Annotated in this window: 10 protein-coding genes and 6 tRNA genes; 3 read left to right on the top strand and 13 right to left on the bottom strand. The window is 41.3% G+C overall.

The genetic code is table 11. The features are described 5' to 3' along the window. Position 1 precedes the first annotated feature (1 nt). From L2703_RS02365 to alaS, 13 genes are all read right to left on the bottom strand, one after another. The gene (locus tag L2703_RS02365) at positions 2-922 is read right to left on the bottom strand and encodes an ABC transporter permease (protein ID WP_248969712.1); all 921 of its coding nucleotides are present in this window, start codon (positions 920-922) and stop codon (positions 2-4) included. Positions 923-1,004: 82 nt separating this feature from the next. Then, positions 1,005-2,339 (bottom strand): CmpA/NrtA family ABC transporter substrate-binding protein, encoded by a 1,335-nt coding sequence (locus L2703_RS02360; RefSeq protein ID WP_248969711.1) that lies wholly within the window; start codon positions 2,337-2,339, stop codon positions 1,005-1,007. A gap of 419 nt (positions 2,340-2,758) precedes the next feature. Then, entirely contained in the window at positions 2,759-3,889 is a 1,131-nt protein-coding gene (locus L2703_RS02355; protein ID WP_248969540.1) for a sodium ion-translocating decarboxylase subunit beta, read from the bottom strand. Positions 3,890-3,898: 9 nt separating this feature from the next. After that, positions 3,899-5,671 (bottom strand): sodium-extruding oxaloacetate decarboxylase subunit alpha, encoded by a 1,773-nt coding sequence (gene oadA / locus L2703_RS02350; protein ID WP_248969539.1) that lies wholly within the window; start codon positions 5,669-5,671, stop codon positions 3,899-3,901. Positions 5,672-5,683: 12 nt separating this feature from the next. Continuing rightward, the gene (locus L2703_RS02345; RefSeq protein ID WP_248969538.1) at positions 5,684-5,920 is read right to left on the bottom strand and encodes an OadG family transporter subunit; all 237 of its coding nucleotides are present in this window, start codon (positions 5,918-5,920) and stop codon (positions 5,684-5,686) included. Between the two features lie 780 nt (positions 5,921-6,700). Beyond that, positions 6,701-6,777 (bottom strand) — tRNA-Arg (locus L2703_RS02340). Between the two features lie 59 nt (positions 6,778-6,836). Beyond that, a tRNA-Ser gene (locus L2703_RS02335) sits at positions 6,837-6,928 on the bottom strand. Between the two features lie 7 nt (positions 6,929-6,935). Beyond that, a tRNA-Arg gene (locus L2703_RS02330) sits at positions 6,936-7,012 on the bottom strand. A 29-nt stretch (positions 7,013-7,041) separates the two neighbouring features. After that, a tRNA-Arg gene (locus tag L2703_RS02325) sits at positions 7,042-7,115 on the bottom strand. Between the two features lie 26 nt (positions 7,116-7,141). Continuing rightward, positions 7,142-7,218: transfer RNA gene (locus L2703_RS02320), tRNA-Arg, on the bottom strand. A 23-nt stretch (positions 7,219-7,241) separates the two neighbouring features. Continuing rightward, positions 7,242-7,333: transfer RNA gene (locus L2703_RS02315), tRNA-Ser, on the bottom strand. A 949-nt stretch (positions 7,334-8,282) separates the two neighbouring features. Then, entirely contained in the window at positions 8,283-8,480 is a 198-nt protein-coding gene (gene csrA / locus L2703_RS02305; protein WP_248969537.1) for a carbon storage regulator CsrA, read from the bottom strand. Positions 8,481-8,927: 447 nt separating this feature from the next. After that, entirely contained in the window at positions 8,928-11,552 is a 2,625-nt protein-coding gene (gene alaS, locus L2703_RS02300) for an alanine--tRNA ligase (protein ID WP_248969536.1), read from the bottom strand. Positions 11,553-11,913: 361 nt separating this feature from the next. On the opposite strand from alaS, the gene L2703_RS02295 reads away from it, so the two are divergent. Genes L2703_RS02295 through L2703_RS02285 form a run of 3 tightly spaced genes read left to right on the top strand, consistent with a single transcriptional unit; the run spans position 11,914 to position 14,409 of the window. After that, positions 11,914-12,636, top strand: a complete 723-nt coding sequence (locus L2703_RS02295; protein ID WP_248969535.1) for a hypothetical protein — start codon at positions 11,914-11,916, stop codon at positions 12,634-12,636. After that, a complete protein-coding gene (locus L2703_RS02290) occupies positions 12,620-13,690 on the top strand; it encodes a sensor histidine kinase (RefSeq protein ID WP_248969534.1) in 1,071 nt (356 codons plus the stop codon). The genes L2703_RS02295 and L2703_RS02290 overlap by 17 nt, the downstream gene beginning before the upstream one ends. Continuing rightward, on the top strand, positions 13,687-14,409 hold the full coding sequence (locus L2703_RS02285; protein WP_248969533.1) for a LytR/AlgR family response regulator transcription factor: 723 nt from the start codon (positions 13,687-13,689) through the stop codon (positions 14,407-14,409). The genes L2703_RS02290 and L2703_RS02285 overlap by 4 nt, the downstream gene beginning before the upstream one ends. Positions 14,410-14,454: the final 45 nt, after the last annotated feature.

The raw sequence follows: 14,454 nt of genomic DNA, 5'->3' as shown, positions 1-14,454 counted from the left end.
CTCACTTATCCCACGATACCCAGTGCTGCAAGGCAAGAATGCCCCGGTCTAATAAAAAGCCAATAAAACCAATCACTACAACTGCGGCCATTATGCGAGCAAGCGAATCAGAACTGCCATTTTGAAACTCATCCCAGACAAACTTACCCAAGCCTGGGTTTTGCGCTAACATTTCGGCTGCAATTAATACCATCCATGCCACACCAAGCGATAAACGCATGCCTGTGAATATCATGGGAATTGACGCAGGCAATACAATTTTTTGTATATGAGTGATAGCAGATAGTCGTAATACCTTGCTCACATTGATTAAGTCATCATCGATGCTAGATACGCCTATTGCGGTGTTGATTATCATTGGCCAGACACTACACAAGGTGACGGTTAACATTGAATTAATAAATGATTTCGACACCATAGGGTCTGGAGATACATAAACCGCACTCACTACCATGGTGACTAACGGCAGCCATGCTAAAGGTGATACAGGTTTAAATATCTGAATAATTGGATTGATTGCCGCCTGCAAGCTGCGGCTTAGCCCCATCCAAATCCCCAAAGGAATGGCCATCACTGCGGCCAGTAAAAACCCGCTCATCACGGTGACCAAACTGGTTAAAATTTGATCCCAAAAGGTTTCTTTACCTGTGTAGTTGCGGATTTTGACAACATAATCAGGGTCGTTGGCTAAACGTGCAGCATTGCGATCATCTTGACGCTGATAAAATGCCTGTGCTTTTTCACGCTCAGCCACGTGCTCTGAGTACAAGTTTTCAAATTGCTCCACTACGGCCACAGGACCAGGAAATTTACCTAATGATGTTTCAATGCTGTTCGCGGTAACAGTCCACATCACTAAAAATATGACCACACCAATAAACGGCAATAACACAACTTTACTGAGCTCTGATATTTTTAGCATAACAGCAGTTTTCCGACTTTTTTCAATGAGGCGATTAGGGGCTATCGATGTCAAACTATTCATCCCAGACTCCTTATCTTGATTACAACTTATCGCCTTGCTTTAAACCAATCGCAAATGAATTGATATAAGCATTAGGCTGCGTGCCGTCATAGGTTAAATTATCGATAAAGTGAGTTTGCGGTGCCTTGAAACCTGTTTCTTTACTGAAGTCAGGAAACGCACTGGCAGGAATTAATTTATCGTCAATCAAAGATTGTGCGGCTTTAGCATAAATATCTGGACGATATACTTTTGCAGCGACCTCTTTGTACCATTCATCGGACTGATCTTGCTCAATTTGTCCCCAGCGACGCATTTGAGTTAAATACCAAATTGCATCTGAATAGTATGGGTAAGTGGCATTGTGTCTAAAGAAAACGTTGAAATCGGGTACTGCGCGTTTATCGCCTTTTTCATACTCGAAGGTTCCGGTCATGCTATTGGCGATCACTTCATAATCGGCACCAACGTAATTAGGTTGCGATAGTATTTTCACCGCTTCAGGGCGATTACCATTGTTGTTGTCATCTAACCATTTAGCCGCGCGGATCAACGCACGAGTGAGACGAATAGTGGTATTTGGGTATTTTTCTGCAAACTCAGCGGTGATCCCAAAGACTTTTTCAGGGTTATCCTTCCAAATCTCATAATCGGTGACAACAGGGACACCAATACCTTTAAATACCGCTTGTTGATTCCAAGGCTCGCCTACGCAATACCCATTAATGGTGCCAGCTTCAAGCGTTGAGGGCATTTGTGGAGGAGGGGTTACCGACAATAGTGCTTGTGCATCGATCTGCCCTGACGTGTCACCTTTATGCGGTGCATAAAATCCTGGATGAATGCCCCCAGCAGCTAGCCAGTATCGCAGCTCATAATTATGGGTCGACACCGGAAACACCATGCCCATATTAAAAGGCTTACCTGCGGCTTTAAACTCCTCAACAACAGGTTTTAATGAATCTGCTTTAATTGGGTGCACTGGCAACCCATCGGGCTGTTTTGCTATGTGTGGCTTCATTTTGGCCCACACATCATTTGATACCGTAATTGCATTACCATTAAGGTCCATTGAAAACGGAGTAATGATATGCGCTTTAGTACCATAGCCTATGGTTGCCGCAATGGGCTGGCCCGCAAGCATGTGAGCGCCATCAAGACGACCATCAATCACTCCATCTAACAATACTTTCCAATTAGCTTGCGCCTCTATACTCACATACAAACCTTCTTCTTCGAAGTAGCCTTTTTCGTATGCAATCGCAATGGGAGCCATGTCTGTTAATTTAATAAAGCCAAATTTAAGTTCTTCTTTTTCTGGATAGCCGACTTCAGCTGAAGCAGAGGAAATACATAAACCTGCTCCAATACTCATTCCCAGTAATAACGGTCTAATAATGTGCTGCGTTAACGATGCTGTCCAATTCATGTTAATTCCCCATTGATGAAAATTGCCCATAAAAAAAGCGCCTCGGATACCCATTAAGGAATATCTCGATAGCGCCTTTGCTAAAAATTACTTTTAGTACACCATACATTTCAGTTAGTTAAGGATAATTTGCTAACTTAATAACCCCCAAAGAGTTATTTAATAGTGCAAAGTTTAACATTCATCATTCGTGCCAACCCGTTAAGTGGTTGATAAATAACACATTGAAATTTGTGTGCACAATGAGTGTAATGCCACAACAGTGCAACAATACATCTTTAGTGCACCAATATGTTCCAAAAGAGGTAGAAGTAAAAAAGCCAGTGCATTTGCACTGGCTTGGATTTAATAACATTAACGTGGCTTTAACCCAATACAGCCAACAACACACCAGCAGCAACCGCACTGCCAAGTACACCGGCAACATTGGGCCCCATTGCGTGCATAAGTAAGAAGTTTTGGTCATTTGACTCTAAACCAACTTTATTGACGACACGAGCAGCCATAGGTACAGCTGAAACGCCAGCAGCCCCAATTAATGGGTTAACTTTTCCACCAGACAACTTACACATTAACTTAGCCATTAATACCCCCGCCGCGGTACCTATACTAAAAGCAACGGCTCCTAGGACTAAAATACCTAAAGTTTCAATGCGTAAAAACTGCTCAGCAGATAACTTTGAGCCCACTGCAAGCCCTAAAAAAATGGTTACAATATTGATTAGCTCGTTTTGTGCTGTTTTTGACAGGCGGTCAACCACGCCAGACTCTTTCATTAAGTTACCTAAGCAGAACATCCCGACTAAAGGTGTGGCTGCAGGCAAAAAGAGAATCGTCATACCCAACACCATCAAAGGAAAAATAATTTTTTCCTTTTTGCTCACTTCACGTAACTGCTCCATCTTGATGGCTCGTTCTGCTTTGGTGGTGAGTAATTTCATGATAGGTGGCTGAATAAGCGGCACTAATGCCATGTAAGAATAGGCAGCTACAGCAATAGCGCCTAATAATTCTGGAGCAAGTTTAGAAGCCAAGAAAATGGCCGTTGGGCCGTCAGCACCACCAATAATGGCAATGGCTGCCGCATCTTGCATAGTAAATTCAAATCCAGGTACCGCATTAAGCGCGATGGCCCCCAATAATGTGGCAAAAATACCAAATTGGGCTGCTGCGCCTAGTAACAAGGTTTTAGGGTTAGCAATTAAAGCACCAAAATCGGTCAGTGCCCCTACGCCCATAAAAATAAGCAGTGGAAAAATCCCTGTTTCAATACCTACGTGATAGGCAAAATAGAGTAATCCACCTTCTTCTGTAAAACCCGCATTAGGGATGTTTGCGAGAATAGCCCCAAAACCAATGGGTAACAGTAAAAGTGGCTCAAACCCTTTTGCAATTGCTAAAAATAATAACAAACACCCCACAGCCATCATTAAAAGCTGGCCGCCAGAAAAGTTGGCAATACCTGTTTCAGACCAAAAGGCCATTAATCCTTCCATTTCGACCTCTTATGCTAATGCAAGTAATGCAGAACCAACAGTCACACTGTCGCCTTGCTTCACGGCAAGATTGGCAATCACACCATCTTGTGGTGCACGAATTTCGGTTTCCATCTTCATTGCTTCTAAAATAATGAGCACTTCACCCGATTTAACCGCTTGACCGTTGCTTACCAGCACTTTAAAGATGTTACCTGAGAGCGGCGCAGACATACTGCATTTAATGTCACCCACAGCGGCTGGCGCAACCTGAGCCGGAGCGCTCGGTGCCGTTGCGACAGGGGCAATCGTATTAATATCGCCACCTTCGCTAACTTCTACAACAAAGCTTTGCCCCTCAACATTGACCGTGTAAGTTTGCGGCCCTTTATCGGCCTTGACCTGCAAGTCATCTGCACTTGGAACAGGTTCAAAGGCATCTGGATTACCGCGATTTTTCAAGAACTGTAATCCAATCTGGTTGAACAGCGCATAGGTCATAACATCGTCATCAGATTCGCTTGCTAATGTAAAACCTTGCTCTTTGGCTTTATCAGCTAATTCTGTGCGCAGTTTATCTAGTTCAGGCGCAATCAAATCGGCTGGTCGACACGTAATAGGCGCCTCACCTTTTAATACTCTGGCTTGTAATTCTGCATTTACTGGCGCGGGCGTTGCGCCATATTCGCCTTTTAACACCCCTTCAGTTTCTTTCGTCATCGACTTATAGCGCTCACCCATCAGCACATTAATAACCGATTGCGATCCCACAATTTGTGACGTTGGTGTAACCAAGGGTAAAAACCCGAGATCTTCTCGTACCCGTGGGATTTCCTCAAGCACGGCATCCATTTTGTCTGATGCCCCCTGCTCTTTTAATTGGTTTTCCATATTGGTTAGCATGCCGCCAGGCACTTGAGCGCGTAAAATACGCGAGTCGATACCCTTTAATGCCCCTTCAAAACGCACATATTTTTTGCGAACCTCACGGAAGTAAGCTGCTATTTCTTCTAACAGCACCATGTCGTAGCCGGTGGCTCTGTCCGTGTCCTCAACCATAGCAACCAGTGTTTCGGTTGCACTATGACCATAGGTTTGGCTCATTGAAGATATCGCGGTATCGAGTACATCAACTCCCGCTTCTATGGCCTTTTGATAAGTTGCGGTGCTTAACCCTGTGGTGGCATGGCAATGCATCGACACCATTAAGTCTGTTTGAGATTTTAAACGGCTAATGAGTTCGTAAGCCTGCATTGGCTTTAATAAACCAGCCATATCTTTAATACATAATGAGTCAGCCCCCATATCTTCTAGGCGCTTAGCCATATCCACCCAAGTGTCAATGGTATGAACAGGACTGGTTGTAAATGAGATAGTACCTTGGGCATGGCCGCCAACATTTTTAACGGCTTTTACCGCTGTCTCAAGGTTACGCACATCGTTCATGGCATCAAAAATACGGAATACATCTACACCATTGGTATGGGCGCGCTCAACAAAACGAGTCACCACATCGTCGGCATAATGGCGGTAGCCTAATAAATTTTGTCCACGCAATAACATTTGCTGTGGCGTATTAGGCATGGCTTTTTTTAATTCACGAATGCGATCCCATGGATCTTCACCTAGATAACGAATGCAAGAGTCAAATGTGGCCCCACCCCATGATTCAAGTGACCAGAATCCGACCTTGTCTAATAAAGGTGCAATTGGCAGCATATCGTCGATACGTAATCGTGTTGCAAGTATTGATTGATGCGCGTCACGTAGGACAACGTCGGTTAATGCTAAAGGCTTGCTCATATTGACTCCAAATTATTTCGCGCGGTATTGATGTATCGCAGAGGTGATAGCAGTAACCAACTTAGGATCTAAAGCAGGCTGGCCAGAAGTGCTTGGTACTGGTTGCGAAGGCATAGCAACAGGTGCTGGAAAAAGCTTAGCAACAATACCGATACCTACAATCAAGATACTTAAAAAGGTAAACACTAAGCCCATGCCCATTATCATGATGCCCAGCGCATCGGATAATTGCTCAGATATTGATGTCATGTGTCCTCGCTTTTTTATTAAAGTTTTATCGTGCTTCGTTGAGTTTCTGTGGGAATGTTAATGCACCATACCTGTGCGATATAAACGCTAATCTATTAGCTGCCCAGTTTAGAATACCGATTAACATGCGCTAATTAAGCAAGCATAAATATTCAACTCAAAATAAGATTAATACAGCATTTATAGGAGTAAACATCGCTATTACGGTAATATAAACTCAAAATACTGTCACAAAATATAAACAATATACGCCAAAATTACTATCTTTTTGTAAATTGGTCTTACCAAAAAACCTGTTCCATGACAGTGCAACAGAATAATATTCAAAATATGGTAACAATAAATAACGATTCAATAACTAACAAACCATAAAATACCGAAAAATCGCAAAATCACTAATATTAACGTTAAAATAACATACATAAAAAGCACATCGCACATCCCCCTCACACAAGAAAATCTAAATTAAGCAGCTAAAATGAATAAAAATGTGAGCAACACTATTGTGTGTTAATAAGTGAAGACTTAGCGAGGGTTTAGCAAAGTTGCAAACTGGGTTTTTCGACGTCACGCAAAGCACTACAGCCCTTAAAGGAATAGCTCAGCAGCTTTAACTCTGGGCGATCGCGATTTAAGAAACCAACCATCACTGCATAGCGACGCAGCCTAAAATAGATCAATAAGTGCCCTGATAGGCTACAAAGCGAGAATGGAACACATGGGCATGCTAATAAACAGGCATAAAAAAACGCCCTATATCAATACAGGGCGTTTTTAATATGGTGCGCGTGGGAGGATTCGAACCTCCGACCGCCTGGTTCGTAGCCAGGTACTCTATCCAGCTGAGCTACACGCGCAAAATCGGTACAACATGCCATTTATTACTTAGCGACAAAAATCCAACTAATACAATAAATGGCGGAGAAGGAGGGATTCGAACCCTCGATGGGAGTTAAAGCCCATACTCCCTTAGCAGGGGAGCGCCTTCGGCCACTCGGCCACCTCTCCGCAAAAATGGTGCGCGTGGGAGGATTCGAACCTCCGACCGCCTGGTTCGTAGCCAGGTACTCTATCCAGCTGAGCTACACGCGCGAAATTTGGGTTTTGTATAATATGAATGCTGCGCGTGGGAGGATTCGAACCTCCGACCGCCTGGTTCGTAGCCAGGTACTCTATCCAGCTGAGCTACACGCGCATTCATGATATTAACATTATAGAAAATGGTGCGGATGGGAGGATTCGAACCTCCGACCGCCTGGTTCGTAGCCAGGTACTCTATCCAGCTGAGCTACATCCGCATCGATTTATCTATAGTAAGAAATGGCGGAGAAGGAGGGATTCGAACCCTCGATGGGAGTTAAAGCCCATACTCCCTTAGCAGGGGAGCGCCTTCGGCCACTCGGCCACCTCTCCGTTTTCTTGGCGCACATATTACTGTTTGACGAAAATAAGTCAAACCCTTTTTAGGAAACCTATCACCATTTGGAGTGTTTTTAATCACATTGAGGATAATAGCCTCAAATAGTCGAAAAAACTGTATTCATTTTTACGAATACTAGGGCCTGCTAATCTTTGCAGGTTAAATTTTGTTCGAGTTAAAAACGTTTTAATCGAGGCGCATAGATTAATGCCTAGTCTTCTAAGCAACTCTTTATTAGCAAAGAGTAAAACGTTTTTAGCCGAACCTTTCGGGCAGCGTTTGTTGGTCATTTTTACTGCGTTATCGACTTTTTATGTAGAATAACTACACCTCAAAGTCTCTGCCGCGCACTTGTATATGAGTAATGGCCAACAATTCACTGCAAAAGCAACCTTGAAAGATCAACAGGCCCAGGGTTCTGGATATTTTTATTACCAAACATTAGCCTTGGCAATAGACAACGATCGGAACCTATGAAGATTCTTTATAACCTGTCGACAGCAGCTTAAAAAACATCAAAACACAGCCCAACTAAAACTAACCGGTCGACTGTTTTGCTCATTAACCTGAGCTCGGGGTAAGGGATGAACTTATACTATTTAAAATCAACATGTTACCCATTCTCACTTTCAAGCTTGTCATTTGTTCTGCTAACAAGACGAATTGACGCGTCAATAGCTAGCCTATTGTAAGTCGATTCAACGCAGTGAGCAGGGCAAAGGACTGTTTGAAAGGCATTTATTATCCCGAGCTCAGGTTCATTAATCATATCGACGTTTAGCAATGCAAATATTTATCTTGAGTCATCGAGTAGCGATCAAACGGTAACAATCGAGATCTTTGGTTTAACAACGGATGTGTACTCATCCTGAATGATTTTTTAAACACAAAAAAAGCCAGCAAATTGCTGACTTTATTTTAATCGGACAAAAACAGCCGAAATTAGTAGTTGCCACCTTCAGAAGTTGGGCCTGACTTTTCTGATTGAATACGTTGATAGATCTCTTCACGGTGAACCGACACTTCTTTAGGTGCATTAACACCAATACGTACCTGGTTACCTTTAACACCTAACACTGTCACAGTGACTTCATCACCAATCATTAATGTTTCGCCTACACGACGAGTCAAAATTAGCATTCTATTGCTCCTTTAGTTCAAGCTGCATAACACGCTTTGTCCGTAATATGCGTTTATTATAAGGTCTGCTTTACATAAAAGCATAGTATCTATTTCTAAATACGTCGGTTTTTAAAGCATTATCTATTCTGAAATCTTCTAGTCTAACGAAATTATCAGTTAACTATGCGACACAAGCGCAAATTCATCATATTTACACTCATCACGCCATTAAATAAATCAAACAGCAAAACCCAAAACAAAACGACAGGAATAAACCATTAATGACCTTGTGTACTACGCACACGGGTTGAAATCACAACTTATTACCCAGCATTCCCTTTAACACGTCTACTGTTAACGAGTTACTTCACTATGCCAAATCTACAGTTGGCACTCAAGTTATAAAGCTGAATATCTTAGACTTTATACCTTAAGTGCCAAATAACACCCAAATTTAGCGCGATGTTAACTCAAACGTTCAACAATCCATGGTTCAACTGACGCTAATGCAGCTGCTAGGTTTTCAGGTTGTGTGCCACCAGCTTGAGCCATATCAGGGCGTCCACCACCTTTACCACCAACTTGTTGAGCCACCATTGCAACTAACTCACCCGCTTTCACTTGCTTGGTTAAGTCATTGCTAACACCTGCAATTAGGTTTACCTTACCGTCTTTGGCTGTACCAAGCACAATAATAGCTGATTTAAGCTTTTGCTTTAACTCATCTTGTAAACCACGTAATGAACCAGGGTCTACCCCGTCCATCATCTTAACAAGCACTTTTACACCTTTGATGTCTTTTGCATCGCCGGCCATATCAGCACTGGCTGCTGCGGCTAATTTATCTTTAAGTTGCGATAAATCTTTTTCAAGCTGTTTTACTTTATCAAGCTGCGCTTTTAACTTAGCGACTACTGACGCATTGTCAGATTTAAGCAGTTGTGCGGCTTCATCTAACATAGCTTGTTGTTCAGCAACATAGCTCATCGCAGCGGCACCTGTTACCGCTTCAATACGACGTACACCCGCTGCGATACCGCCTTCTGTCGTAATTTTGAATAGGCCAATATCACCTGTACGACCCACATGGGTACCACCACATAACTCGATAGAGAAATCACCCATGGTAACAACACGTACTTGCTCATCGTATTTTTCACCAAACAGCGCCATGGCGCCTTTTTCTTTGGCTTCATCAATGGCCATTTCAGCGGTTTTCAATTGATGATTACGGCGAATTTGGGTGTTCACGAGTTCTTCGACCGCTTTTAGCTCTGACGGTTTAACCGCTTCAAAATGCGAAAAGTCAAAACGCAAACGCTCAGGATTCACTAACGACCCTTTCTGAGTTACGTGTGTGCCTAATACTTGACGCAATGCAGCATGCAGTAAATGCGTCACTGAGTGGTTTAATTGCGTGCGATGACGTAATTTTTTATCCACTTGTGCTGTTAAGGTTTGCCCTAGCACTAACTGACCTTGAGCTAATTGGCCTTGATGACCTGTCGCTTGACCAAACTTCTGCGTATCGTTTACCGTAAACTCAACACCTTGTGCCGTAAGTAGACCTTTATCACCAACCTGCCCGCCTGATTCAGCATAAAATGGCGTATTGGCTAGTACCACAATGGCATTTTGGCCAGCAACTACCTGCTCAACCGCTTTGCCATCAACATACAAACCTGTCACGGTAGATTCACCCGTGAGCTCTGTATAACCACAAAAAGCCGTTTCAGCATCAATAATTAAGTGACTGTTGTAGTCGGCACCAAAATTACCTGCAGCTTGAGCACGGCTTCTTTGTTCGGCCATAGCCGCTTCAAAACCAGCTTCGTCTACGTTAATATCACGCTCACGACAAACGTCTGCCGTTAAATCGACAGGGAAACCGTAGGTGTCGTAAAGTTTAAAGACAGTTTCACCATCTAGAGTGTCACCGTTAAGTGAATTTAACGCACCATCTAAAATCACTAATCCACGTTCTAATGTGCGAGCAAACTGTTCTTCTTCTGCTTTTAATGCTTTTTCAACGATTGCTTGCATGGCTTTTAACCCAATAGCTGCATCGCCCATCACACTAATTAAAGTGGGTACTAACTTATAGAAAAACGCTTCATTGGCGCCTAACTTGTTACCGTGGCGAACAGCACGGCGAATAATACGGCGTAATACATAACCGCGACCTTCGTTAGATGGCATCACACCATCAGCAACTAAAAACGCACACGAACGAATATGGTCAGCAATTACACGCAGAGATTTATTCTCTAAATCTGAAACGCCAATAATTTCAGCAGCTTTGGCAATTAATTGCTTAAAGATGTCGATTTCGTAGTTTGAATGAACACCTTGCATGATAGCTGCAATACGCTCGATACCCATACCTGTGTCCACTGAAGGCTTAGGCAGTGGTAACATTTCACCGTCGGCTTGACGGTTATATTGCATAAAAACAATGTTCCAAATTTCAATAAAACGGTCACCATCTTCTTCAGGAGTGCCAGGACGTCCACCCCAAATGTGATCGCCATGATCATAAAAAATTTCACTACAAGGGCCACAAGGTCCAGTGTCACCCATTTGCCAAAAATTATCTGAAGCAAACGCAGCACCTTTATTGTCACCGATACGGATCATGCTTTCTGCAGGTACGCCAATTTTTTGGGTCCAGATGTCATACGCTTCATCGTCGGTTTCATAAATAGTGACGCACAAACGCTCTTTTGGCAGTTTTAAAGTTTCAGTTAAAAATGTCCACGCAAATCGAATGGCTTCTTCTTTAAAATAGTCACCAAAACTGAAGTTACCGAGCATTTCAAAAAAGGTGTGATGACGAGCGGTATAACCTACGTTATCTAAATCGTTGTGCTTACCGCCAGCACGGACACAACGTTGCGATGTCGTGGCGCGAGTATAGCTTCGCTTGTCTATGCCCAGGAACACATCTTTAAACTGGTTCATACCCGCATTGGTAAACAGCAAAGTAGGATCGTTATGTGGTACAAGGGAACTGCTGTCGACAATTTGGTGACCGTGAGATTCAAAATAGGTCAAAAAAGCACTTCGTAATTTTGCGGTGGTATCAAACATGACATCGCCCTAATATTGGAAAATATTGAATAAATAATGTTATTAGCATAACAAGCTCGATTGCTTGCATTATATACTCAAAACTAGATTGGTTGCGAGAGCTGGCCATGTACAACGCTCGTGTTTGTAAGATATTTTTTGTATACAGAAACAATTTTTTTATTGGTACAAAAAACCACCATTCAGCCATATCTTTTCCAAGTGTTATCGGCAACATTTTACTTTAACTCGATTCTCCCCCCAATTATCCCTAAATTCCTTCCGCTTATCGCTTCTTTGTATGTCGCAAAACGTATTTTACATATGCTTGCTCTATCAAAAAACGCATTACTTGTTCAATCAAGCTAAAAGGAATAGAAAAATGAACACTTTAAATAAAACGACATCATCACAAAAGGCCATAAATATTCTATTTGCTCTAGGGCTAACTGCAATTACAGCGAATACATTTATTAATAAACCAAGCACAGTTGACTTCGAACATATTACAGTTAAAAGCCTTAAAGTATTGGAAAGCTCAGGGCATCCAAGAATCGTTATCGCCAATTCTGAATTCTCTCCAAAAGGTATTTATAAAGGAAAAGAGTTTGTGGATGTGGGCTCTAGACCAGGAATGATATTTTATAATGATGAAGGCACCGAAAACGGTGGACTTATATTCATGGGCAAAGAAAAGGACGGTAAAGTCAGTCACGGACTGCATATGTCATTTGATCGCTATAACCAAGATCAAACAATGACGCTGCAACACATAGAAGAAGATGACTACATGGTTACAGGTATGAGAATTATTGATCGCTCTACCTTACCCATCGCGGAACAAATCGCTCTGGAAAAAGCAAACGAAAATGGAGATCTTAATGCCAAGAAAAAACTTGAAGAACTCGAGAAACAAGGAATGTTAAGCGCCAATAATCGAGCTTTTTATGGCACATTGAATGGTGATGCGATGCTAAAGCTTCATGACAAACAGGGTCAAACTCGTATTCGCATGATTGTCGATAAAGAAGGTATCGCTAAACTTGAGTTTTTAGATGCCCAAGGTAATATGGTACTCAGACTTCCTGATGACCAAAAACTATAATAAAATCATGAAAAAACATACCACTAAATTACTAAATATTATTGCAATTTTAGGCTTAACTCATTTAGTGGTATTTTATACAGCCATGGCACAAACCTCAGCAGACCAACCTTTAAACTACCATCCAGATGCACCATTTTGGCTTGCTCTGCAGTGTTTTTTTGCGCAATGGTTAACGTACAAAAGTTATAACATCACATTAAAAAATAAGCTGTCAAATGTTACCTCAATCGCTAAAGTTTATTTAGCGAGCGGTTCAATATTTATTTTATTTAATACCATTTTTGTTCTGGCTTTTGAATCGATTATTGGTTTAGTTAATATCGATTTACGACATGTAGTACTGACCATAATTTTGAGTATGTTATTGCATCTGCTTCTAGGGGGGACCTTATTAGCAGTTCTTCTTTTTAATGAAGCAAAACAGCAGCACATAGCTTATGTTGATACACAAAACCTACTTGCAAAAAGCCAAATCAATGCATTGCAGCAGCAATTAGACCCACACTTTTTATTTAATAACCTCAATGTGCTTTCTGCTTTAATACAACAAGATCCAGATGAAGCTGATGATTTTTTAGATTCATTTTGTAGCCTTTACCGTTATATGCTTGAAACTCATAAAAATCAGTTGATTAGCTTAGAAAAAGAACTCGAATTTACCGATCGATATTTATATTTATTGAACAAACGATTCCCCAACGCTTTTGATTTTAAGATCGATATTAGTTTAGTCCCAAACCAAGTTGAGCTTGTATCTGGTGCTTTACAACTCGCCTTAGAAAACATTGTTAAGCATAACCAGCTTAGTAAAACTTACCCTTTGAGTATTTATATTAGTAATAATGAAAGCAGTCTAGTGATTGTTAATAGTTATAAACCCAAATATGTTACAACACATCCTAACAGCCTAAATCTAGGTTTACGAAATCTAAACGAACGCTGTAAGCTTTTAATTAAAAGAGAAATTAGCATTGAAAAATCAAATGAAACTTTTTCCCTAAGCTTACCCTTAGTACAGACTAAAGCTATTCAAGCGCAGGAGCTTAAATGAGAATCGTCATTATAGAAGATGAGCTGCTCGCAGCGAGTAAATTGAGTGGTTATATACATATACAGTGGCCTGATGCACAGATAATAGCCACATTAACGAGTATTGATGAAGTTGTTCACTTTTTTGGTAAAGCACAAACATTAGATTTATTGTTTAGTGATATAGAGCTTAATGATGGCCAAGTTTTTACTGCACTTGAGCAGATAGATCTTCCTTGCCCGGTTATTTTTACAACATCTTACAATGACTTTTGGATGGATGCCTTCCAGCATCAAGGGATTGAATATTTGTTAAAACCATTTTCATTTAAGCGTTTTAGTCAGGCTGTAGCTAATTACCATGCGCTTTTTAACCACCCCAAAAGCCTTCCACAGATCCATTTTAAACAACGATTTATCATTAAACAAAATGGAATAAATGAAATGCTCAATGTGGTCGATATAAGCTGCTTTCGCGCTGCAAACGGTACGATTTTAGCTGGCGATCATCAAAATCAGTATCACATATTATCTGAAACTAATCTTAGCCAAATCGAAACTCAAATAGATCCTAAGTTATTTTTTAGAATTAATCGTTCAGATATCATTAACATCAATAGTTTAGTTAAATTTGAAACTTATAATAAAGAAACTTTGGCACTTTATCTCAAAGGTTATTCTGAAATATTCATAACAAGTAAAACTCGCACAGCAAACTTTCGTAAGTGGCTTGAAATATAATGGTGTCCATTATTTCATCAGTTATTTCTTAGCTTATACAGTCAT

The organism is Shewanella basaltis, from assembly GCF_023283885.1.
GTDB lineage: Bacteria > Pseudomonadota > Gammaproteobacteria > Enterobacterales > Shewanellaceae > Shewanella > Shewanella basaltis.
The sequence above is the reverse complement of the archived record's forward strand: the minus strand, read 5'-3'. Positions and strand labels throughout refer to the sequence as shown.